General features: G+C 47.1%; 24 protein-coding genes and 1 tRNA gene. 8 read left to right on the forward strand and 17 right to left on the reverse strand.

All coding sequences use genetic code 11. The features are described from left to right. Nucleotides 1-32 precede the first annotated feature (32 nt). The 3 genes from DESHY_RS01345 to DESHY_RS01355 all read right to left on the reverse strand — a co-directional run bounded on the left by DESHY_RS01345 (nucleotide 33) and on the right by DESHY_RS01355 (nucleotide 4,173). A complete protein-coding gene (locus DESHY_RS01345; RefSeq protein ID WP_008409849.1) occupies nucleotides 33-2,825 on the reverse strand; it encodes a UPF0182 family membrane protein in 2,793 nt (930 codons plus the stop codon). Nucleotides 2,826-2,854: 29 nt separating this feature from the next. Further along, nucleotides 2,855-3,049, reverse strand: a complete 195-nt coding sequence (locus tag DESHY_RS01350; protein ID WP_008409851.1) for a hypothetical protein — start codon at nucleotides 3,047-3,049, stop codon at nucleotides 2,855-2,857. A gap of 185 nt (nucleotides 3,050-3,234) precedes the next feature. Then, the gene (locus DESHY_RS01355) at nucleotides 3,235-4,173 is read right to left on the reverse strand and encodes a D-alanine--D-alanine ligase (RefSeq protein WP_048817789.1); all 939 of its coding nucleotides are present in this window, start codon (nucleotides 4,171-4,173) and stop codon (nucleotides 3,235-3,237) included. 444 nt (nucleotides 4,174-4,617) lie between these two features. Between DESHY_RS01355 and DESHY_RS01360 the strand changes: the two genes are divergently transcribed. Both DESHY_RS01360 and DESHY_RS13420 read left to right on the forward strand, forming a co-directional pair. Then, a complete protein-coding gene (locus tag DESHY_RS01360) occupies nucleotides 4,618-6,006 on the forward strand; it encodes a monomeric [FeFe] hydrogenase (RefSeq protein ID WP_008409855.1) in 1,389 nt (462 codons plus the stop codon). A 52-nt stretch (nucleotides 6,007-6,058) separates the two neighbouring features. Next, a complete protein-coding gene (locus tag DESHY_RS13420) occupies nucleotides 6,059-6,253 on the forward strand; it encodes a hypothetical protein (RefSeq protein WP_072866151.1) in 195 nt (64 codons plus the stop codon). A gap of 214 nt (nucleotides 6,254-6,467) precedes the next feature. On the opposite strand, the gene DESHY_RS01365 is transcribed toward DESHY_RS13420, so the two are convergent. Continuing rightward, nucleotides 6,468-6,543: transfer RNA gene (locus tag DESHY_RS01365), tRNA-Trp, on the reverse strand. 191 nt (nucleotides 6,544-6,734) lie between these two features. Here DESHY_RS01365 and DESHY_RS13975 point away from each other — a divergent pair. Further along, the gene (locus DESHY_RS13975; protein WP_160162476.1) at nucleotides 6,735-6,899 is read left to right on the forward strand and encodes a hypothetical protein; all 165 of its coding nucleotides are present in this window, start codon (nucleotides 6,735-6,737) and stop codon (nucleotides 6,897-6,899) included. A gap of 139 nt (nucleotides 6,900-7,038) precedes the next feature. On the opposite strand, the gene fusA is transcribed toward DESHY_RS13975, so the two are convergent. Next, entirely contained in the window at nucleotides 7,039-9,045 is a 2,007-nt protein-coding gene (gene fusA / locus DESHY_RS01370; RefSeq protein WP_008409856.1) for an elongation factor G, read from the reverse strand. A 303-nt stretch (nucleotides 9,046-9,348) separates the two neighbouring features. Here fusA and spoVB point away from each other — a divergent pair, with 303 nt between their 5' ends. Together spoVB and DESHY_RS01380 are read left to right on the forward strand one after the other, a co-directional pair. Next, nucleotides 9,349-10,890, forward strand: a complete 1,542-nt coding sequence (spoVB, locus tag DESHY_RS01375; RefSeq protein ID WP_048817790.1) for a stage V sporulation protein B — start codon at nucleotides 9,349-9,351, stop codon at nucleotides 10,888-10,890. Between the two features lie 269 nt (nucleotides 10,891-11,159). After that, the gene (locus tag DESHY_RS01380) at nucleotides 11,160-11,327 is read left to right on the forward strand and encodes a hypothetical protein (protein ID WP_008409859.1); all 168 of its coding nucleotides are present in this window, start codon (nucleotides 11,160-11,162) and stop codon (nucleotides 11,325-11,327) included. A 33-nt stretch (nucleotides 11,328-11,360) separates the two neighbouring features. On the opposite strand, the gene surE is transcribed toward DESHY_RS01380, so the two are convergent. The 8 genes from surE to DESHY_RS01420 form a co-directional block, all read right to left on the reverse strand. Continuing rightward, nucleotides 11,361-12,122 carry a 5'/3'-nucleotidase SurE gene (gene surE / locus DESHY_RS01385; RefSeq protein WP_008409861.1) on the reverse strand — a complete coding sequence of 254 codons (762 nt, stop codon included), beginning with the start codon at nucleotides 12,120-12,122 and terminating at the stop codon, nucleotides 11,361-11,363. 9 nt (nucleotides 12,123-12,131) lie between these two features. Continuing rightward, nucleotides 12,132-12,278, reverse strand: a complete 147-nt coding sequence (locus DESHY_RS01390; protein ID WP_072866153.1) for a YpmA family protein — start codon at nucleotides 12,276-12,278, stop codon at nucleotides 12,132-12,134. A gap of 51 nt (nucleotides 12,279-12,329) precedes the next feature. After that, nucleotides 12,330-12,896, reverse strand: a complete 567-nt coding sequence (folE, locus tag DESHY_RS01395; RefSeq protein ID WP_008409864.1) for a GTP cyclohydrolase I FolE — start codon at nucleotides 12,894-12,896, stop codon at nucleotides 12,330-12,332. 12 nt (nucleotides 12,897-12,908) lie between these two features. Beyond that, complete coding sequence (locus DESHY_RS01400) at nucleotides 12,909-13,655, reverse strand: 7-carboxy-7-deazaguanine synthase QueE (protein WP_008409866.1); 747 nt, start codon at nucleotides 13,653-13,655, stop codon at nucleotides 12,909-12,911. Continuing rightward, entirely contained in the window at nucleotides 13,655-14,218 is a 564-nt protein-coding gene (locus DESHY_RS01405; RefSeq protein WP_008409867.1) for a DUF366 family protein, read from the reverse strand. Before DESHY_RS01405 ends, DESHY_RS01400 begins: the two co-directional genes overlap by 1 nt. A gap of 181 nt (nucleotides 14,219-14,399) precedes the next feature. Further along, nucleotides 14,400-14,906 (reverse strand): 7-cyano-7-deazaguanine synthase, encoded by a 507-nt coding sequence (locus DESHY_RS01410; RefSeq protein WP_235695507.1) that lies wholly within the window; start codon nucleotides 14,904-14,906, stop codon nucleotides 14,400-14,402. A 9-nt stretch (nucleotides 14,907-14,915) separates the two neighbouring features. Continuing rightward, the gene (gene queD, locus DESHY_RS01415) at nucleotides 14,916-15,302 is read right to left on the reverse strand and encodes a 6-carboxytetrahydropterin synthase QueD (RefSeq protein ID WP_008409871.1); all 387 of its coding nucleotides are present in this window, start codon (nucleotides 15,300-15,302) and stop codon (nucleotides 14,916-14,918) included. A 144-nt stretch (nucleotides 15,303-15,446) separates the two neighbouring features. Next, the gene (locus DESHY_RS01420; protein WP_008409872.1) at nucleotides 15,447-16,526 is read right to left on the reverse strand and encodes a tetratricopeptide repeat protein; all 1,080 of its coding nucleotides are present in this window, start codon (nucleotides 16,524-16,526) and stop codon (nucleotides 15,447-15,449) included. A 200-nt stretch (nucleotides 16,527-16,726) separates the two neighbouring features. On the opposite strand from DESHY_RS01420, the gene DESHY_RS01425 reads away from it, so the two are divergent. After that, nucleotides 16,727-17,179 carry a GCN5-related N-acetyltransferase gene (locus DESHY_RS01425; RefSeq protein ID WP_008409874.1) on the forward strand — a complete coding sequence of 151 codons (453 nt, stop codon included), beginning with the start codon at nucleotides 16,727-16,729 and terminating at the stop codon, nucleotides 17,177-17,179. Nucleotides 17,180-17,295: 116 nt separating this feature from the next. On the opposite strand, the gene DESHY_RS01430 is transcribed toward DESHY_RS01425, so the two are convergent. From DESHY_RS01430 to DESHY_RS01440, 3 genes are read right to left on the reverse strand one after another with little or no spacing between them, the layout of a single operon-like run. After that, nucleotides 17,296-18,192 carry an NAD(P)/FAD-dependent oxidoreductase gene (locus DESHY_RS01430; protein WP_008409875.1) on the reverse strand — a complete coding sequence of 299 codons (897 nt, stop codon included), beginning with the start codon at nucleotides 18,190-18,192 and terminating at the stop codon, nucleotides 17,296-17,298. 60 nt (nucleotides 18,193-18,252) lie between these two features. After that, nucleotides 18,253-18,462 carry a heavy-metal-associated domain-containing protein gene (locus DESHY_RS01435; RefSeq protein ID WP_008409876.1) on the reverse strand — a complete coding sequence of 70 codons (210 nt, stop codon included), beginning with the start codon at nucleotides 18,460-18,462 and terminating at the stop codon, nucleotides 18,253-18,255. Between the two features lie 33 nt (nucleotides 18,463-18,495). Beyond that, nucleotides 18,496-20,922 (reverse strand): heavy metal translocating P-type ATPase, encoded by a 2,427-nt coding sequence (locus DESHY_RS01440; RefSeq protein ID WP_008409877.1) that lies wholly within the window; start codon nucleotides 20,920-20,922, stop codon nucleotides 18,496-18,498. Between the two features lie 160 nt (nucleotides 20,923-21,082). Between DESHY_RS01440 and DESHY_RS13835 the strand changes: the two genes are divergently transcribed. Continuing rightward, complete coding sequence (locus tag DESHY_RS13835; protein ID WP_143147774.1) at nucleotides 21,083-21,250, forward strand: LAS seventeen-binding protein 3; 168 nt, start codon at nucleotides 21,083-21,085, stop codon at nucleotides 21,248-21,250. A 108-nt stretch (nucleotides 21,251-21,358) separates the two neighbouring features. After that, nucleotides 21,359-21,604 carry a hypothetical protein gene (locus DESHY_RS14070; protein WP_162470928.1) on the forward strand — a complete coding sequence of 82 codons (246 nt, stop codon included), beginning with the start codon at nucleotides 21,359-21,361 and terminating at the stop codon, nucleotides 21,602-21,604. A 17-nt stretch (nucleotides 21,605-21,621) separates the two neighbouring features. Here the strand turns inward: DESHY_RS14070 and DESHY_RS01445 are convergent, their stop codons facing one another. Beyond that, complete coding sequence (locus DESHY_RS01445) at nucleotides 21,622-22,218, reverse strand: TatD family nuclease-associated radical SAM protein (protein ID WP_008409878.1); 597 nt, start codon at nucleotides 22,216-22,218, stop codon at nucleotides 21,622-21,624. Nucleotides 22,219-22,240: the final 22 nt, after the last annotated feature.

Raw genomic sequence — 22,240 nt, forward strand, 5'->3', positions numbered from 1 at the left:
CGATACGAGTTTACCGCCAGACACAGTTTTATCTAGGGATTAGTTTGATCTTGCAGCTTATTCAATACTTCTTTTAGCGCGTTTAACGATTGACCGTAGCCAGCCCAATCGCCGTTTTTAAGCTTGGTTTGGGCTTCTTCGTACAGTCGGTTTGCTTCCACAGCCAGTTCTTTTATGGTAGCCTGCGGCGCCGGCTGCTCCTGGCCGGTTTGTCCGGTTTGCGGCGGAGCGCCCTGCTTGATCGGAGTCGGTAAAGCAGCACCCTCGCCAAAAATCCTTTGCAAGGCTAATTCCAGGGTTGGTTCCATAACAATTTTTTCACCATGAGCCACAATAACCCGGCGCAGTTCCGGCATTTTACTTTGTTCTGACTGCAGGTACAGCGGCTCCACATAAAGCAGTGAGTCCTTGATAGGAATTATCAGCAGGTTGCCCCGGAGAACGGATGAGCCCCGCTGATCCCAAAGGGTCAGCTGCTGGGAAATGGTGGTATCCTGGTCAATCCTGGCCTCAATTTGCATGGGGCCGTAAACCAGTTCTTGTTTGGGAAATTCGTAAACAACCATTTTCCCGTAGTTTTCACCGTCTGAACGGGCTGCCAGCCAGGCAATCATATTTTTCTTGTTTTGCGGGTTAAAAGGCATTATTAATATATATTCCGGCTTTTGTTCGCCCGGCAAGACAGTAATGGTGTAATAAGGTTCCATGGGTTTTTCTTCTGTGCCGACCTTTTCGGTAGGCAGTGTCCACTTGTCCTCACGGTTATAGAAAACCTGCGGGTCGGTCATATGGTACAGTGTGTACATTCGGCATTGCACTAAAAATAAATCTTCCGGGTATCTTATGTGGTCACGCAAATCGGCTGGCATTTGCGCCAGTGATTTAAACATGCTTGGGAAAATTTTACTATAGGTTTGCAAGATAGGATCCCTGGTATCGGCAATGTAAAAGTTAACTTCGCCATTGTAGGCATTGACAGTTACTTTGACCGAGTTGCGAATGTAGTTATTGCCTCTGTTATCAAAGGGTTCGGAGTATGGATAACGGTCACTGACGGTATAGGCATCCCATAACCAGATGATTTCGCCCTTTTGATTGATCACCGGGTAGGGATCACTGTCGTAGCTTAAGAACGGGGCAATTTTCGGTACCCGCTCTTTAATATTGCGATAAAACAACACCTGGCTGTCGTTGGTAATATCCCCGGTCAGCAGCAACTTGTAATCGGCAAAGTTAATGGCAAATAATAATTTGCGCAGGAAAGAATTGACTCTTACCCCGCCGCTGCCTTCATACTTGCTGTAAGCATTGCCATCACCTTTGGGGTAGTCAAATTCTTCTGTTTTTGTATTGACAATTACATAACCGTCATCAGATTCACCATAATATATTTCCGGCCTGGTAACTTTAATATCGGTGGCAGGTACCGGCGGAATATCTTTTAAGAAAAACTGCGGCAAACCTTCACCGGACACTTCGTTTACCGGGCTCATGGCTATGCCGTAGCCGTGGGTATATTTTAATCGCTGGTTAATCCAGGTTTTTGCCTGCTGGGGCAATTGCTCCTGGTTCATTTCCCGCACAGCCAGCATCACCTGGCGGTACCGGCCGCCTATCTCGTAGCGGTCAATATCTATGCTTTTGAATTCATAATACAAGCGCATTTCCTGCAATTGACTGTAGGTTTGCTGCAGGGGTTGCCAGTCCCACAGGCGGATATTCTCAACGGTGTTGCGATTCTCCTGGATGTCTTTGGGTTGTAAGGTGCGCCCGGCGGGAAAATCCCTTTGCTCAATGGTGTCTAACTGATATGCCTGTTGGGTTAACTTAATATTGTTTGCTATATAGGGGGCTTCCCGGTTAAACTCATTGGGCAGGACAACAAACTTTTGGATTACAGCCGGATAGAGACCGCCCAGAACAACCGAGGCCAGCAACAACCCCCCAATGGCATAGGCAGTTAAACGAAATTTGTTTAAAAAAATATTGGCAATAATAACCAGGGCAGTAATTAAAGAAATAACAGACAGTACTTGATAGGCCAGTAAAGTTGCATGAATATCTGTATAGCCGGCACCGTGCACCACACCGCCAGTAGAATATAAAAGCCCGAATCGATTGAGCCAATAGCCCCAGCTCTTCAAAATGAAGAATAATGCTGCCAGGGCAGACAGATGGTACCTGGCGGCAGGAAAACGGAATATTTTGGTCAGCCCTCCCCTGGCTGTATCTGTAACCAGGTAAACCAGAGCCACCAATAAAATGTTAATAAAGATGGCAGAGGCCAGTAATCGGTAAATGAGTTCATAAAACGGCAGTGAGAAGATATAAAAACCAATGTCTTTATTAAATATAGGATCCGCCACACCAAAGGCGGTTTGCTGAACAAATTTAAGTACGGTAGTCCACTGGCCTGTCACTGTGGCACTGTAAAGGAAGCCCAGCACCAAGCTGATTACAGCAAAAATTGCCGTCAACCGCCCGGGTGTAATTTGTTCACGCCAGCTGTCATAACTTGGTTGGTTTATGGTAATTACATCATCATCAGGGAAAACCGGGCGAAACGGTTTAGCGGATTTTATTGCTTGCAGTACCGACTTTCTGGTAAGCAACAGGTTGACCATTAAAAATAAAAACATAAAAAAGCCTATAGCTGCCCGTAAGCCAATTTCAGATAGGAGTTTGGTGATAAACACCTGCGGGTAATGCAAAGCACTAAACCACAACCAATCAACATACAATCCGGTACCCCAGTTTACCAGGGAAAAAACAAACACTGTCAGCAGTATAAACAGGCCAAGCGAAAACCTTGATCCCCGCTGCACGACAACACCTCCGGTTAATTATTTAATATTTATATGGGTTTGGTACCCTTCATTTGATCATCTGATTCTTTGCGCAACTTAGCTTCGCAAAGCTGGCAAAAGGATACTGTTTTTTTAGGTTTGGGAATAAAATCATCCTCATCCTCCCATGGGTCAAAGGATTTTTCTTGTACAATGACCCGGCCGCACATAATGCATCGTACTTCTTTTTCTTTACTTGTCATTCTGCCACCCCCATGTATGCCCTTAAATGGGCTGATTAGTAAGACAATTCTGCCTGCCAAGACAAAAATCCTGCCTGAAACGGCGCAAAGTAAAATAAATCACAAACCTTTGCATTGGACATACTGAGCCATTGGCAACAAAAAAGACGGACGGCGCCGCCTTTTCTGTAATTACCGGTCACTTTCTATGATTGCCGGGCCAATTCAACGATACGGCGAACAAGTTCAGGAAACTCGATGCCGGCATGTTTGGCGGCATCCGGAAACAGGCTGGTGGCAGTCATGCCAGGTAAGGTGTTTATTTCCAGTGCAAAAGCATCCCTCTGCCGCACGATAAAATCAACCCTGGCCAACCCCCGGCAACCAATGGCCCGATAGGCTTTTACCGCCAATTCCTTAATGTAGCCCTGGGTTGCTTCGGGCAGCCTGGGCGGAATAATATGATCGCTCAGACCGGGAGTATACTTTGCTTCATAATCATAAACTCCTTTTGCTGAAGTTATTTCGATAAGCGGCAGCGCCACAGCTTCCTCATTGCCAAGCACCGATGCGGTAACTTCCATGCCGGCGATGAATTCTTCAATTAATACATCATGGTCATACTCTAACGCATTTTGGATGGCAGAGCTCATTTTATCTTGTTGATGAACAAAGGAAATGCCTATGGTTGACCCCTGGGTATTGGCTTTGACAACTGCCGGTATGCCCACTTCCTTAAAGACCCGCACAGCCGCCTGATCTAAGCCGTTTGTATATACCTCCCGGCGGTTTACCACTGTGAACCGCGGCGTCGGAATACCTTCCATCATAAATATTTTCTTGGTGGCAATTTTGTTAATGGCCAGTGCGCTGGCCAAAACCCCACTGCCGGTATAAGGAATATCTAACATTTCCAGTAAGCCTTGGATGGTCCCATCTTCTCCGTATTTTCCGTGCAGTGCCAAAAAAGCCAGTTCTATTTTATTTTTTTTAAGCTGTTCTACCAGGTCAATACCTACATCAATTTTGGTTACACAGGTATAACCGGCTGCCAGCAGAGCCCGGTAAACAGCTTCGCCGCTGCGCAAAGATACTTCTCGTTCGGCCGACCTTCCACCGCACAAAACGCCGATATGCAATGTCACATCCCCTTTCTTCCCAGCCGGTGCATGCCGGCATTTCTACAATTTTATTATATTCTGAAGACATACACAAAATCCTTGCTGGTTAATATTCCTTTTTTAAAATACAGGCAGTTAATTACAATACTGTATAAACTTTAGTTTAAAAAATATTTTACATTTCAAAGTATAACGTAGTAAACTATGTAATGTGCTTTTGACATCTATCTATACTTACTTAATCTACAACAAACAACATAATGAATTACTAAAAAATATAACATTAATATTAATTGGCAATTGGTTAAATTTTTTTACAATCAAAAATAATATTGAACAAATATACTATTAAAGTATTTTCTAAATCAAAAGACATTTTCATATATTACAACATATTGTCCTTAAATTGACTTTGATAATATAAACATGAGATAATTTGCACAAGCAAATAACCAGGGAGGAGATTTTATGAACCCCGTATCGGAAATAACTAAACTCCGCCGAGATCTCTTTACCAAAATTGCCCGCTGGGCACTTCATCATCCTTTGGATGCTCCCTTTGAGATGGATATATCAGCTATGGTTAAAGAAATGATTCCTGACGGACCCGCTCGTTACCGGTGCTGTATTCATAAAGAAAGAGCCATTGTTGAAGAACGGATAAAAATCGCCGTGGGTTTAACTCCGGTTAATCACCCGGTTACAGTAATCTCAGAGGCATGCAACGGCTGCTCATTAAATAAATATGTGGTAACTGACGCCTGTCAAAATTGTGTGGCTCACCCCTGCCGCAACAGTTGCCCCAAAAAAGCAATTTCTGTGATCCAAAACCGTGCCTTTATTGATCAGGTTTCTTGTGTCGAGTGCGGTAAGTGTGCCAAAGCCTGTCCCTATAATGCCATTATAGAAATTAACCGTCCTTGTGAACGGGCTTGTGCTATTGGTGCCATTAAGGTTGACGATTCCCGCAAAGCAATTATTGATAATGAATTATGCGTTTCCTGCGGTTTATGTGTAACTGTTTGTCCCTTTGGCGCCATTACCGACCTGTCACAAATGCTGGATGTTATTGTTTCCCTGCGGGTTAAAGAACAGCCCCATGTGGCAGTTATTGCACCGGCCATTGCAGGCCAATTCGGCCCAAAGGTTTCACCGGAGCAAATCAAAACCGCTTTGCAACAACTGGGCTTTGACGATGTGGTTGAAGCAGCCCTGGGAGCGGACATTGTATCTAAGCTGGAAGCTCAGGAAATTATGGAACATGCCGCTCAAACCAATGTTATGACCAACTCCTGCTGCCCGGCCTTTGCACAAGCTGTACGCAAAAAACTGCCGGAACTGCAGGACAAAATTTCCACCACCTTATCTCCCATGCGGGTTGCCGGTCAGTTAGTTAAGAATAAGTATGACGGAAAAGTAACAACGGTTTTTATAGGACCTTGCATAGCTAAAAAAGCAGAAGCCAACCAAGGAGATGAAATAGACCTGGTGTTAACCTTTGAGGAACTGTCAGCTATTTTATCTGCAAAGGAAATTGATCTAGCCGGCCTTCCTCCCACCGCAATGACCGGTGTAACTCCCAACGGCAGGCTATTTGCAAGGGCCGGCGGCGTGAGCACCGCTGTTCGTAAGCATTTAGGCGATATTTCGTTAAACGTGATGCAGGTTCAGGGTCTGGGACAATGCCTTGCTGCTTTAAAAACTGCCGCTAAGCAAACCAATGACAGCTTTACCTTTATTGAGTGCATGGCCTGCGAAGGCGGCTGCGTGGGCGGCCCCGGAACCATGGTTACACCCGCTGTAGGTACCAGAGCAGTGGAAAAGCATGCCGGCGAAGGCATTATCTTACCTAAATAACAAACCGGCCCCAGGCCGGTTTCAGAGTGTCAACAAACATTATCGGTGGTTTATGATCCCCTTTGGCTCCGGTCTACGCACCGACAGCACTATGATTCGCTACGGTCGCCATTGGGGTCGCCTCAACCGGGCCATCCTGGCCCGGTTCGGCTGGCGCCCACGTCCTGTGGGCGCCACCCCAATGGCTCCTTTCGCTCATCAAGTGCTGTTGCCGGTGCTTCGACAAGTCGCCGACAGGGGATCATAAAACCACCTCACTTTGTTTTACAACCTTTGTCTACAGTTTGAGACCGGCCCCAGGCCGGTTTAACTGTTACCGTTTTTTTTGAATTTCTTTGGTACGGGTGAGACAGTAAAAAATGCAGCATTTGCAGAAAATAATAATTTATTTTAAAAATCGTTGGTTTAATTTTGTCAAGTTTTATAAAAAAACGGCAACCATTAAAGGTTGCCGTTTTCACTGGCGGGGGCACTAGGACTCGAACCCAGAACCAACGGTTTTGGAGACCGCTACTCTACCAATTGAGCTATACCCCCGTATGTACTTCCCTAACGCAAGAATTAGTATAGCAAAAACTTAACGATTAGTCAACATAAAATTTTTATCCTGCACAGTAACCATTTCCATGATAGGATAATGAAGCTTGGTATATTTTTATTTTATCAATTTAAACTACCTTTAAACAATGGTAAATATATAAAAAATTTATGAGGCAGGTGAATAATCAATGGGGCATTTCTTTTATTTTGACCCCAAGGAAAATAACCTTGCGGCATCCGCAGGGCAGGCAAAGGGCAATCAGCCTAAAATTAACCTGACAGCACCGGCAGAATGGACTTACTGTGAAAAAGAACAAGAGCTTACAGAATTTGCCGCTCGCAATAAAAAATAAAAAACGCCGACAACCCCGGGGTGACGGAAGCGAATCATCGCTGTGGCTGTCAGACCGGAGTTAAGGTGAATTACCACCCGTCGGCAAGGCCTTGTCAGCATTTAAAATCCCAGGGGTAAAACACCCCTGGGATTTTTTACTATTTATTAGCTTCTTTTTCTTCCCGGGCCTTTTTAATTACCAATTCAGCTTCGCGGCCGGAAAATTCTTCATAGCTGTAGAATTCCATGGTAAAAGAACCACGGCCTTGGGTCATGGATTTTAAATCAATGGCATACCGGTACATTTCGGACAGAGGTACCTGGGCGCGGACTTTTACCAGCTTGCCCATGGGTTCGGTACCCAGTACACGCCCCCGTTTGGTATTAAAGTCACTGATTATGTCACCCATAAATTGTTCAGGCACAGTGACTTCCACGTTTTGAATGGGTTCCAGCAAAACCGGGCTGGCCTGTTCACAACCTTTTTTGAAGGCTAAATGGGCGGCAATCTTAAAGGCCATTTCGGAAGAATCCACCGGGTGATAGGAACCGTCATACAGGGTGGCTTTCAAACCGGTAACCGGGAATCCGGCCAGCACCCCTTCTTCCATGGCTTCCCGCAGGCCCTTTTCTACGGCCGGGAAATAGTTCTTCGGTACCGCACCGCCGAAAACTTCTTCGGCAAAAACAAAGTGCTCTTGCGAGGGCTCAAAACGAATCCAAACGTGACCGTATTGGCCCCGGCCACCCGATTGCTTTTTGTGTTTGCCTTCCACTTCAACTTTCTTACGAATGGTTTCGCGGTAAGGAACCTTGGGTTCTTCCAGCACCACGTCAACGCCAAATTTTTTCTTCAGGCGCTCAACCATAATTTGGGTTTGGGCTTCGCCCATGGTAATCAGCAAAGTTTGTTTGGTTTCCGTATTCTTTTGTACTTTTATAGTAGGATCTTCTTCGGTTAACTTTAACAGAGCATCCCCCAGCTTGTCTTCGTCGTTTTTACTTTTGGGAGCTACCGCTGTGGTTAAGGTGGGAACCGGGAAATCGATACCGGCCAATTCCATAGGCTTGTCTTTGTCAGCCAGGGTATCACCGGTATTGGTATCCTGCAGTTTTACCAGTACAGCCAAGTCGCCGCAGGGAACAACTTCGGTGGGACCGGTGGTTTTGCCCCTTACATATAAAATTTGACCTATTTTTTCCGGTTTATCTTTGGTTACATTAACAATGGCCGAGTCATTTCTTAATTGTCCCCGGAACACCCGGATAAAGTTCATTTTGCCAACATATGGGTCAGCGATAGTTTTAAATACCAAGGCGGCCACAGGACCTTCTTCAACCTTGGGAGCCGGGAAATATGCGGCCAAAAAGTCCAAAATTTGAGCTACCCCGATATTTTTCGTTGCGCTGCAGGCCAGTACGGGCACCACTTTGCCCAGCGCCAAGCATTTACGGAAGCCGTCTTTAATTTCGTCCGGAGTCAGTTCTTCTCCTTCCAGGTATTTCATGGTTAATTCATCGTCGCCCTCAGCGGCAGCTTCCACCAGCGCTTCACGGTACACTGCCGTTTGGTCAACCAACTCACCCGGGATAGGTGTTTCTTTGCCCTTGCCATCACCGGTCAATGCTTTCTGATCAATTATGTTGACAACACCGGTAAAGTCTGTAAAGGCGCCTATGGGCAGCTGGATGGGGACAAAATTGGCGCCAAATTTGCTTTTCAAATCCTCAAGCACTTTGTCAAAGTTCGCGTTTTCACGATCCATCTTATTAATAACTACAATTTTAGGCAATTCCTCACACATATCCCAGATCACTTCATGCTGAACCTGAACGCCGTCTACAGCTGACACTACCATTAAAGCACCGTCAGCCACCCGCAAGGAACCTTTTACTTCACCTATAAAATCAGAGAAGCCTGGTGTATCCAGTAGATTAATTTTGCTATTGTTCCACTCCACAGGTACCAAACTGGTATGAATCGTCATTTTACGGGCAGTTTCTTCAGGATGGTAATCCGCAACAGTGGTACCGTCTTCTACCCTTCCTAGACGGGACAACGTGCCGGTGTTAAACACCATGGCCTCTACCAAAGAAGTTTTACCAGAACCGCCGTGTGCAACTACTGCCACATTGCGTAGTTGAGATGTTTGGTAATTTTTCAAAGTTCAGGCCTCCTTTTGTTTTATAATGGTATCCTTTGTTGGGAAAATATATACATTTTTTCTATATCTTAGAAAGTCTTAAAATAGCTGCTTGTTTTATCCTCCAGGATCAAGGTTGGCTGATTAAATTTATGTTAACATTTCTACATGTTTTACCTAAATCCTCTTAATATATCGAAAATTGAATTTTATTTTTTGCCTTGCCTCAGATTTACTTTGCATACTTTTCATACCGCCACGGACAAGATCATAAATATACATAGATAATAAACAGGCCTGCTGATTGGCGAAAGGAAAATGGACATGTCAGGACAATCCTTTATCTTAGGCGCATTAATACTGCTTGGCGCCAGCTTTGTCAACCGTATCATCGGCTTTGTTTATCAAATCATGATGATTCGCTTAATTAAGCCGGAAGGGATCGGCTTATTTAATATGGTTTTCCCTGTTTATATTCTGGTGCTGGTTTTAGCCACCATGGGCATTCCGGTGGCGGTAGCCAAACTGGTGGCGGAGGAAGCAGCCAAACATAACATGCGGGGCGCCAATCGAATTTTTAAAATAAGCCTTTTGATTTTGCTTTGTTCCAGTATCTTTTTTACTGTACTGTTGGTCCTGGCTTCGCCCTGGTTAACCAAATATGTTTTCCCTAATCCTAAGGTGTATTATATTTTTTTGTGCCTGCTGCCCGGCATTATTGTAGTGTCTGTTTGTTCTGTTTTTCGCGGTTACTTCCAGGGCCTCCAACAGATGGCCCCCACAGCCATCACCCAAACCTTGGAACAAATTGTGCGGGTTACTGCCGGTCTGTCCATTGCTTATCTGATGCTGCCGAGGGGCGTGGAGTATGCCGCGGCAGGTGCTTCCCTGGGTGTTGTCATTGGCGAGTTTACAGGTTGTTTAGCCATGCTTTACCTTTTTATTAAGAAAAAGCAGCCCGTACCGGCAGGCTACCGGCCGGTGCATGAACCTCTGCCACAAACTTTGGGGCGAATATTTACCCTGGGGATTCCGGTTACTATGACAAGATTTGCCAGCACCCTGCTGATTTCCGCTGAAGCGTTTTTTATCCCGCAGCGTCTGCAGGCGTCAGGCATGTCTGTTCAGCAGGCCACCTCCGTCTATGGCCAGTTGGTGGGAATTGCCGAAACCTTATTGTATACCCCGTCCATGGTTACCATAGCCCTGGCTACCGCTCTGGTGCCGGCTATTTCGGATGCCCTGGCGCTGGAAAATTACCGGCTGGTGCAAACCAGAACTGCCCAGGCTTTACGCATTACCATCGGTGTTGGTTTACCCTGTGCAGCTGCTTTTTGCTTGTTAGCTCAAGAATTGTGCGGCATCTTGTTTGGCTACGAGGATGCCGGGAGGCTTCTGGCAGCCCTGGCTCTGGGTGGTCCTTTTTTGTACTTTCAGCAAACCAGCACCGGTATTTTACAGGGCATGGGCCAGGCTGTTAAACCTTTTAAAAATTTAGTTATTGCATCTGCCTTTAAATTATGGGGTCTCTATTTCCTGACTCCTCTCATGGGAATTCTGGGTTCTGTTCTTTCCCTTAACCTGTTTTATGTGCTGATGGCTTTATTAAACTATTTTGATTTACGCAAGTTAATCGGTTATCGTGTGCAGTTTACCGCCGACATTGCCAAACCGTTGCTGTCTGCCGGCGGCATGGCTGTGGTAATTTGGCAAATTAAAATAATTTGCTCTGCTTCTCCGGTATTAACATTAATCGGCGCGTTGTCGGCCGGCGGACTGGCCTATATATTGCTTCTCTTTTTGTTGGGCGGCATTCAACGTCAAGATTTTTGGCATATTGTAAAACTGGTAGTCAAGCGATTTTAATAAAATCATGCTGGTTGAAAAACCATTTTTTTAGCCAAATATTTTTTCGGGCAGCGTCACATACTAGACATATCATAAGGATAAAATAATTTTTTAAGTCAACAAAAATATTGGAAAAGAACCATTGATTTATGGGTGCCGCAGACAAGCCGTTCAGGTAAGGCAGATAAAATTAACGTGTTCTGACTGAACGGCAAGTAGTGCGGCCAAGGGTAAATTGTTAATAACTGTTAATAACTTTTAAGAATTTTATTAAGGAGGGAATTATTATGGCTAGGAACAAAGTGATGGATTATAAAATGAAGCATTATGCTGCCCGGGTACAGGGTGTGGAAAACTTAATCTTAGGAGAAAAAAGCGATTACGGCAATCTCACCTCACGGCAGTGCGGCAATTTTGTACGCATTGCTTTAGAAAAGGCCAATGAATTAGTATAAAAAAGCTCTCCATTGACAAGAGAGCCCAAAAAATTACTTGGTCGGCAGCCAGCCGGCCAATTTTTTGCGGTAGGTATAATCGGTGAGGTCCAAGTGCAACGGCGTAATAGAAATAAAACCTTCGTTAATGGCGGCGGCATCTGTTTCCGGGTCATCCTCATCCATGTTGTAGGGTTCGCCCGCCATCCAGAAATAAACTTTTCCGCGGGGATCGATTCGCTTATCAAAGCACTTGATGTAACGGCGGCGGGCCAGCCGGGTAATCCTGACACCCCGCCCGTCGTAGTGATTGGGAATGTTTATATTAAGCAATACACCGGGGTCCAAAGAATTAGCCACCACCAGGGGTACAAATTCCTTCATGAATTGTGCGGCCGGTCGGTAGTCAAGGTTTTCCCAGGCAGCCAGAGATACAGCAACGGCCGGCACGTGATTAATTACCCCTTCAAAGGCGGCAGATACCGTACCTGAGTATAAAACATCAGTGCCCAGGTTGGGACCCAAATTGATACCGGAAACCACCAAATCCGGCGGGCCTTCTAAGATTGATTCCAGACCCAGTTTAACACAATCGGCAGGCGTACCGTCCACCACCCAGCCCTTTGCTTTGCCGGATTTGAATTTGTGAATTTTTGCCCTGAGAGGACGGGTTACAGTAATACCGTGGCCGCAGGCACTACGTTCACGGTCCGGTGCTACCACATAAACTTCATCAGCAATTTCTTCCATAGCCTTACGAAGTTCACCTATGCCATCGGCGTAAATACCGTCATCATTAGAAATTAGTATGCGCATAGTTGCCTCCTAGGTTTCATAAATCGATATGGTCATTTTACCGTCTTTTGTTTTGGTTAAGCCGAAAATTATTTGTTTTTCTTTTAAGGTCCGGTTTAAAAAATCGACAATCTTGTACATTTCCGGATAAGCCGTAAAACTTTGTTGAGCAATCATTTCCAGTTTATCGGAACCTTTATTTTCGGTATTCACAAAATTCCCTCCCGGTTATTGGCTTTTCATGATGAGGCTTAAAGCTTCCGCCCGGCAAGCATCATTTTTCTTAAAGATACCCCGGACAGCCGAAGTTACTGTTTTGGCCCCCGGCGCTTTGACCCCCCGCATGGACATGCAGAGGTGCTCTGCTTCCACCACCACCAGCACGCCATAGGGGTTTAGGCGGGTCATAATGGCATCAGCAATTTGTTTGGTTAATCTTTCCTGCAACTGTGGGCGGCGGGCGTATCCGTTAACCAATCTGGCCAGTTTGGATAAGCCGGTTACGTTGCCGTTTCTGGGAATATAGCAAACATGTGCCTTACCGATAAAGGGGATTAAATGATGCTCGCACATACTGAACAAACGAATATCTTTTACCAGCACCATTTCCTCGTGTTCTTCTGAAAAGGTTTTATCCAGATGAATCATAGGGTCTTCTGTTAAGCCGGCAAATATTTCCTGATACATTTTGGCTACTCTGGCAGGTGTTTCCACCAACCCTTCCCTTGCCGGATCTTCACCGATAGCTTCTAAAATCATTCTCACAGCTTGTTCTATTTTTGGCAGATCAAACATTATGTCACTCCTCTATAACTGCCCCATCATCAGGTGCGTCTGCGGAATCACCCTTACGCCGGGTAAAATTTTCAGGGCACATTCCTGAAGGCGCAGCACCTTGTCAACCGCCGGCGCAACAACACCGCCACCGGCAGAGACAGGCTGCAAAATCAACTCAATTTGGGGGTTTATACTTTCAATCAGCCGGCCGGTCTGCTCAATCTCACTTTCGGTTGTATGCTCAGAAATAACAACTTTTACATAAACTTGTTTTTGGGCTGCCACTGCCAAAAATTTTTTATGAACAGCCCAGGGGGTGGGCTGGCCGGTTGCACTGGCCAGTTTAATATCCATGCTGATAATATCAAGGCTGTCAAGCAGGCTGGCAAGTTGATCGGGCAGTGTGCCGTTGGTTTCTAATAAAATGCCTGCCCTGGTACCGCCAATAAGGGGCAACAGCTGCTTTAAAAAAGGGGTATGCAGCAAAGGTTCCCCACCGGTAAGGCTGACCGCATGATGCAGGTTTAGTTGGTAATGGTCGGACAGCACGGCCGCCAAGGAAGCCGCTTCCACCGGATTGTTCAAAGTTATAAAATCCCGGCGGCCCGGGTTTTTTTCCAGACGCCAGAGAGGGGGAAACGGTTCAACAGGTGTGTCACAATAAACACATTTGAGGTTGCAGCCAGCTAACCTGATAAAAATGTGCCGACAGCCAACCAAAGGCCCTTCCCCCTGGACAGATGAAAAAACCTCTTGTAAATGCACACCGCCGGACACTAGCTTACCCCCCTGACCTTGCAGCGGGCAAGCCGAATGCCGGTCATTTCTGCCCCGTAAGCCCTGGCTATAATTTCTCCCAGGGACAAACTATCAGCCGGCGGGATGCCCAGATCAGCCAAACCGACAGTTTGTACCGGGGTGTTGCGTGAGGAAATGTTGAGTCCGGTATGAATCATGGTTGATACCGGGCTGGCGGTGGCAATAGATACCGAAAGTTTGCCTTCCCCCCGGTAAAGATCATCTCCTTTTCTTCGCAGGCTGATGCCGGTTCTGCTTTCAATAATTTCTTTTATAACAGCCATTAATAACCGCTGGCGAACAACAGTTTTTTCTAAATCCATATCAAAGTGTTCAATGATAAAATGCAGCATGTCTTCGCTGTAGATAGGAGCATTTTGACGAACATCAGCTAAATCCACCATTTCAGTCAGGGCTACCTGACAGGAACCACGAAAACAAATGACACTGTCACCCTGCAGCCCGAAATTACGGAAGCCAAACAGGGAAGATAATTGACGGCCGTCATAATGTATCGGTTGTTGTGCTACATGGATCAGCACCTTACTCCACCCCCCGGACCTGTTTTGCAGGGATACCGGCAAATTCATCCCGAGGGATGAAAAAGCCCGTATCATACGCAGGCAACTTTCGCATTTGCCGCACATGGCCTGTTCGCCCCGGTAACAACTCCAATGAGCTGCCAGGGCACCGTTAAACGGTTGCCCAAGGCAACATTTCTTGTTATACTAACGGTTGGTATAACTGACTAACTCTAACTTGATTAGCGGTAGCGTAGGCCAGGGCTTTACCGGCAGCCGCCGCAAATTCCGGCGTATTGTCCGGAAAGGTAGCCGCTTCTTCCCGATTAAAACCTGCCACCACCTGACCGCAATTTAAACTTTCCGCAAAACAGGCGGCTATATTAATAAACAAGCCATTGCGGTTAGGCACCCAAACGGCGGCTGCGGTTTTTTGCGTAACGTCCGGATTATCCAGTTCCTCGGCGGCCGGCTCCGGCAAGCTCCCTTCCTCCTTGACCAGAGAGGTTGCGGTAATTTGGGCCAGCCATGGCAGCTCAACAACTTGATGGCGGATGTTGTAATACCCGGCCAGTGCTGCCGCAGCTTTTATTTCCCGGCGGGCGGCCCTTTGGCCGTAATCCATGGTTAAGGCCAGTTTTACACTTCCCTCGGTTAAGGCATAGGCCAGGTTAACGGTTGAATCCAGACCGCCTGATAATAACACCACACTGTCCAATTACCTTTCCTCCCAATAGGTAGCATAGGCATCAGGCGATTCCCAGACGGAAATCTCTTTTAACCGGATACCTTGCTGCAAATCTGTTACAGGTTGCTTCAGCGTTTGGTAAATATAATAAGCCAGGTTTTCTGCTGTGGGATTAATGCCTTGCTCCCTAAAGCCCGGCAATTCGTTAAGCAAACGATGATCCAATTGATCGATGATCAAAGAAAGTTGTTTCTTTAATTCTTTAAAATCCACCAGCATACCCAGGGAATCTAATTTTTCCCCTTCCACCTTAATTTGAACTGTCCAGGTATGCCCGTGTAGTCTCGCACAATCGCCGGGGTAACCACAGAGACTGTGGGCAGCGGAGAACCTGCTTCGGACTGTCAATTCGTACATGTATCTTTCCTCCTTAAAATCTAGTATTTCTCCGGGGCCCAAACTTTACTATATTTCTCCCTCTAAGGCCAACTCCCTGCCGAAAAGATGACATTTTTCGGTAATAAAAAATAAAAAACTTGGTAACAGACCAAGTTTCTCAAATTAACCGGCTAACCCCAGAGCCCGACCGTAGCATTCAGCAGCTTCTCGCATTTTACCCTGTTTGGCCAGTACTTCCCCCCGCAGGCCCCAGGCTTGATGGTGATGGGGTTCTTGTTGAAGGATTTTTTCTACAATTTCCTGGGCTTCCTCCAAATGATTCAAATTTGCCAGGCAATGACCGTAGTTTAATAAAAATGTGATATTTTGTGGTGATAAGTCCACCGCTTGACGATAACTGATAAGGGCTTCTGCCATTTTATCCGCCTTTTCCAGACAGATGCCCAGGTTGTTATGAAGGGTGGCATCATCCGGACAGGACTTAACAGCGCTGCGATAACAAGCTACCGCCTCGTCTGCCCGCCCCAACACATGATAACAGGAAGCCAAATTACTTAACAGCCCCAAATCATGGGGCATAAACTGCCTGGCCACTTCGTAACAAGACAGGGCTTCTTCATAGTATCCCAAATGGAAAAGACTATAGCCTTTATTATTTAACAATTCCACATTACAAAAGCCCAGGGCTTGTGCTTCTTCATAGAATTCCAATGCTTCACGGTGGCGGGTTAGTTTGCTTAAAGCAAGGCCTGTATTAAACAGAACGGCAGGGTCATCCCCGCCCAATGCACGAGCCTGCTGAAAACAAGCCAGAGCCTCATAATATCTGCCCTTTTCCAACAATAAAAGACCGCTGTTATTTATCTGGGTTATGGCATCACCGGCAGGGTCTTCAGGTACGGTGTCAGCCGGCCCGACTTCGCAAGATGCCGGCTGCTCCCAGCGATTACCTTTAAGTCCGCCGTGGCAGGCCCGGTTGAGCCAGTAGATAAAACTGCCGGGGCCTAAACCGGAAGCGGCTTTTTTACAATGCAGGGCAGCCTGGTCGATTTGCCCCAGTTTTAAATAAAGCCGGCTGGCCTGCAAATGCAAATCAATTTTATGAGGGTTCATTTCGATAGCTTTTTGCAGGGAACGCAAGGCCGGCTTTCCTGCTCCGGCAGCTTCCAACAGGCTGGCTGCCAGCTGAAATAAGCTCACCCTATTGATGGCCCTGGCAAGCATTTCTTTGGGGTTCCACATCCAAGCATCCCTCCTTTTATAATTTGTAAAGAATACTTCTCCGAGTAAATTGCCTATTCCTTCCATTTATTCCATGTTTCGTATGTCAAATCCCCCGTTGTTTTGACAATATGTTAATGCTTTTTTTCTAAAAAATAACATTTATTCACGGTGCAGACAGTGATATAGTATAATTAGAGAATGATAGGGCGGTGATGTTGATGCAGGTATTGCCTGCTCCCAACAGCGATCTGATTGGCTTGCAAAAAAATTTGGAACAAATGTTGGGGCATCCCCTTTGTTTTATAAAGCATGTGCTTTTCCCAGGCTGTATTTATCTTACTTCCTATCAACATAATGATGAAATTGAAGAAGAAAATTTTTATTTAATTTATGAAATGCAAAAAGACCGGGGGGGGCTTCCCCAGGCCAAAATTCATTTCCTGCAGATACCCCTGGGTTTGAGAAAAAAACAGTTGGGCAGCAGGGTTTATCGTTTATTGGAGGCTCTTTTGGTTAAACAAGGATGCGCCTCCGTTGTGCTGGAGGCTAGGGTTAATTCTCTAAACCCCAGTGATAATTCCGTAGGTTTTTGGGGGCGGCAGGGCTTTGTACCGGGTGTGCATTATGCCTTTGATGATGAAAATTTTCCGATGATTAAAAGGCTGGGATAATCTTATTAAAACGGCGGCGCTTCGACAAGTCGCCGACAGGGGAGTTCAAAACCACCTCACTTTTTTTACAACCTTTGTCTACAGTCAAAGAAGGCCCGCCGGCCTTCTTTAGTAATTTATGCTTTGTGTTTTAAATCATCAAGATATTTTACCGCACTCAGGGCAGCCACCTGTCCTTCCCCGACGGCTTTGCTCAACTGGTAAGGCGCACCGGTGCAATCGCCGGCCGCAAATACCCCAGGCAGGTTGGTGGCACAGTGGCGATCCACAATAATGCCTGTGTTGCTGACCTGCAGGCCCGGCACCAGCTGATCCGGCAAGACGGCGTCCCTGATGATAAAAATCCCGTCAGCGGTAATACTTTGGTCTTCCAGTGCCACACCGGTTGCCCACATATCGCCGATAATACCCATCGGTTTGCCTTGTACTGTTTTGATATTAGGATGCAGCTTAATACCTTGGGCCTGATCTTTTTTTACCCGGTCAACCAGTATTACTTGCGAGGCAATTTCTGCCAGGAAGTTGGCTTCTTCCAATCCTTCCCGGTTATAAGCCAGCACTATAACCTTTTTCCCTTGATAAAGGGGACCGTCACAGGTAGCACAGTAGCTGACCCCCCGTCCCAGGTAGTCCGCTTCCCCTTCAATGGGCTGCACTGCGCTGACACCGGTGGCTAAAATAACAGTTTGGGCTTGATAAAATACGTCCCGCGCCTGCAGGGTAAAACCTGCGGTTTCAGGGTATACGCCCGACACTTTAAGCTCCAGTATTTGCAAACCCAAGGACTTAACGTGATGCAAAAATCTCTGCCGCAGTTCTTCGCCGGTAATACTATGTAATCCTAAATAATTATCTATATGCGGTGCGTGGTGCAGTTTGGGACTACAAAAGTCGGTACCAAAAATACCCACCTTTTTTTTGCGAATGGCAGCATTAACCGCTGCTGATAAGCCGGCCGGACCACAGCCGACGATGGCAAGGTCAAACCGGTCTTTTATTTTTATTCCTTCCACAATATCACCCCGTTTAGTATTATTGTTGCCGGGGGCTTTTAGACTTATGCGGGCGCAGCGTTAGTCCACCACTTGATAGCCTTCTTCGGTAATGGCTTCTTTAACAGCTGCCGGCAGGCTGCTGCCATCGTGAGTTATCTTTACCGTTTTTTCTTCCGGCACGGCTTCCACTGCCAGTATGCCGGGAATTTTTCGCACAGCGTTTTCGACAGCCCTTTTGCAATGCTGGCAGCTCATGCCCTCTACTTTTAAAATTACTGTTTCAGCCACTACAAATCCCTCCTGATCTTGTTTTAATATACATTAGCATACCCGGTGAGGTGGGGTGAATTTCTTTAACCGCAGTGCATTGGTAACCACCGACACCGAACTGAAAGCCATGGCCGCCCCGGCCAAAACGGGGTTCAGTAATCCCAAGGCTGCCACCGGAATGCCAATGGTATTATAAATTAAGGCCCAGAACAGGTTTTGTCGGATGTTTTTCATGGTAGCCCGGGAGAGTGCAATGCTGTCCACCACTCCCCACAGGCTGCCGCCAATTAAGGTTATGTCTGCCGCTTCGATGGCCACATCCGTGCCGGTGCCAATGGCAAAACCAACATCTGCCGTAACCAGGGCCGGCGCATCGTTAATGCCGTCCCCCACCATTCCTACACATTTATTTTGTGCCTGCAGTTCCTTTATTTTGTCTGCCTTTTCTTCCGGCAACACTTCAGCCAAAATATTTGTAATACCAACCTGAGATGCGACGGAGCGAGCCGTTCTCTGGTTATCGCCGGTAAGCATCCAAACTTCCAGACCCATGTCCAGCAGCATTTTCACAGCAGCAGCGGATTCCTCCTTAACTGTATCTGCCACTGCCAGCAGTCCGGCAGGCTGACCGGCCACAGCCATCAGCATAACAGTATTGCCTTGCTGCTCCAACTCTGCTTTGTCAGCTTCCCAGGAGGAAAAATCAATGCGGTACTGAGTCATTAATTTGTCAGTACCTATGAGAATTTCGTTGCCGTCTGTCTCAGCTTTAACCCCAAAACCAGGCATTGCTGTGAAGGCAGTTGTCGTATAGGGATTAGTCCCCTGCCCCTCAGCAGCCTCCACAATCGCCTTGGCCAGCGGGTGTTCCGAATTTCGCTCTACAGCGGCCGCCAGTTGCAACACTTTGGTTGGTTGCCCGTGATATGCGCCTACAGGTATGACCTTGGTAAGTTTGGGCCGGCCATGGGTGATGGTACCGGTTTTATCTAAAACAATGGCATTCAGACGATGAGCTTTCTCCAAATGTTCGCCGCCTTTGATCAAAATCCCCAATTCTGCACCTTTGCCGGTACCCACCATGACTGAGGTTGGTGTGGCCAGGCCAAGGGCGCAGGGACAAGCAATAACCAGCACCGCAGTGGCAGCTAAAAGAGCCTGGGTTAGCTGACCGGGCTGCCACCACAAGTACCAGAGGGCAAAAGTAACAAAGGCCACAGCCACCACTGCCGGCACAAAATATGCCGCGATAACGTCCGCCAGCCGTTGGATCGGCGCCTTGCTGCCTTGGGCTGCTTCAACTATGCGAATAATTTGGGCCAGGGCAGTATCTTGCCCTACCCGGGTGGCTTGCAGCTTAAAAGTTCCCAATTTATTGACAGTGGCGCCTATTACAGTGTCGCCTGGCTGTTTATCGGAGGGTATGCTTTCACCGGTCAGCATACTCTCATCCACTGTGGACGATCCTTCAATGACGATACCGTCCACGGGTATCTTTTCACCGGGCCGTACCAGCAGGATATCTCCTACCCGGACATCTTCCACCGGTATTTCCTGTTCGCGGCCGTCCTGAATAATGACGGCGGTTCTCGCCTGTAATCCCATTAAGCGGCGGATAGCTTCCGAAGTCCTGCCCCGGGCCTGTGCTTCCAGCAGTTTACCCAGTAAGACCAGGGTAATAATTATCGCACCGGTTTCATAATATATCTCTGTTTGTCCGATCTGTTCCCCCCGGAAAGTGGCCGCCAGGCTGTAAAAGTAAGCAGCGCTTGTCCCCAGAGCCACCAGGACGGACATGTTGGCACCGCCCCCGCGCAGCGTGCGCCAGGCGTCTTTATAAAAATAGATGCCGGGGCCAAACTGAACCACCGAAGCAAGGACAAGCTGGGTATAAGGGTGAAAGATCCACAGATCCATGGCCTGATGCCAGCCTGCCAGCATTACTGCCATATAGGCCAGCAGTGGCAGGGACAGCAGGGCTGAGATACTGAACAGTTTTTTTTGGCGGCTAATTTCCTGCTCCCTCATCTGACGCTCCCGGTCAGGGGTAGCGGACATTTCAGAAACAGGTGCGTAGCCGGCCTCCCTGACGGCCCGCCGAAGGTCGGCAGGCGTAATTGCCAGCGGATTATACTTGACTACGGCTTTTTCCGTAGCCAGGTTTACTGTTGCCTGGAAAACACCGGGCAAGCGGTTTAAAACCTTCTCCACCCTGGCCGAGCAGGCTGCGCAAGTCATACCTTGAATTCTTATCTCTGCTTCTTCCATGGCAACCCCAAAACCGACGGTCTCAATTTTACTGATAATTTCTGCCTGCTTTATTTCCGCAGGGTTATAAACAATGGCAGCAAATTCGCCCGCCAGATTCACCCGGACCTCGGTCACGCCCGGCAGTTTTCCGAGCGCGCGTTCTAATCTGGCGGAGCAAGCGGCACAGCTCATGCCGGTAACTTTTAAACGGGTTTCTTCGGTATGCACAATTCCACCGTCCCTTGTTAATGGTTAACAAAATATTATAACCGGCCACAGATAAGGTCAATGACAATCCCCTGACTTTTCGATAGCTGAAGCCAAGCATTGGAGTATAACCGCATCCGATCGGGCCAAAATAATAAAAACCTGGAAAGGGGGTTAAATAATGAAACGACAGAAACCAAAAGAAAATTTCGCTGCCGGTAAAAAATTTGTTCAGGAACCCACTGGGTCAGCCACAAAAATTAAGGTTGACGGCCAAGGTGATTATGATTTTTATCAGCCTGCCAATACAGGCAATTCGGGCAGCGGCGACAATCCTTTGGCAGAATAAACAAATCCCCGGGACTGTCGGCAAAATTATTACATGACCGTGTTACTAAACCTTTGCCTGGTCAGGTGATGACCAGGACAGAGTGTCGACAAACATTAGCGGTGGTTTATGATCCCCTTTGGCTCCGGTCTACGCACCGACAGCACTATGATTCGCTCCGGTCGCCCTTGGGGTCGCCTCAAACGGGCCATCCTGGCCCGGTTCGGCTGGCGCCCACGTCCTGTGGCGCCCCCCAATGGCTCCTTTCGCTCATCAAGTGCTGTGACCGGTGCTTCGACAAGTCGCCGGCAGGGGACCATAAAACCACCTTACTTTGTTTTAACCCTTTGTCTTCAGTCTGGCCTGGTCAGGTGACCAGGAATTTTTCTTTTTTAGTGAGTCGGCTGTCTGAGACGGAATTCCGCCCCCAATTTCTTGGCCAAAGAGCGGCAGGCCTCAAGATCAACTCCCGGCCATGCCACCACAGACAAAATTACCCGGGGAATCACACCCACACATTTTTTAACAAAATCCAGCATAGAATAATAGGCCTGCTCACCTTGTACGGGCTGACAAAGTTTTACATAGGTAGCGGCATCCTGGGCGTTTAACGATATGGAAATAACGTCCACCAATCCGGCCAGCTCCGGCACGATATTGCGCCCGTAAATAAGGTTGGCCTGCCCGTTAGTGTTTACTCTAATTATTCTTGCCCCTCTCTTTTTTAATTCAGCCGCTGCGCTCCGCACCAGTTCCAACCGGCACAGAGGTTCTCCGTAACCACAAAAAACAATCTCTTGATAATCTTGCGGATTCGGTACGGCAGCCAATACTTCCTGAACAGACGGTTCTTTGCTAAGCCATAAGTTATAACCAACACCTGTTTTCGTCTGCCGTATGCAAAAGATGCATTTATTATAACACCGGTTGGTAATGTTTAAATACAAGCTGTTACCTATGCAATAACTTACCACAAATTCTTTTTCCATTTAACCTGCCCCTTATCATGTC

The sequence above is a fragment of the Desulforamulus hydrothermalis Lam5 = DSM 18033 genome, assembly GCF_000315365.1.
GTDB lineage: Bacteria > Bacillota > Desulfotomaculia > Desulfotomaculales > Desulfotomaculaceae > Desulfotomaculum > Desulfotomaculum hydrothermale.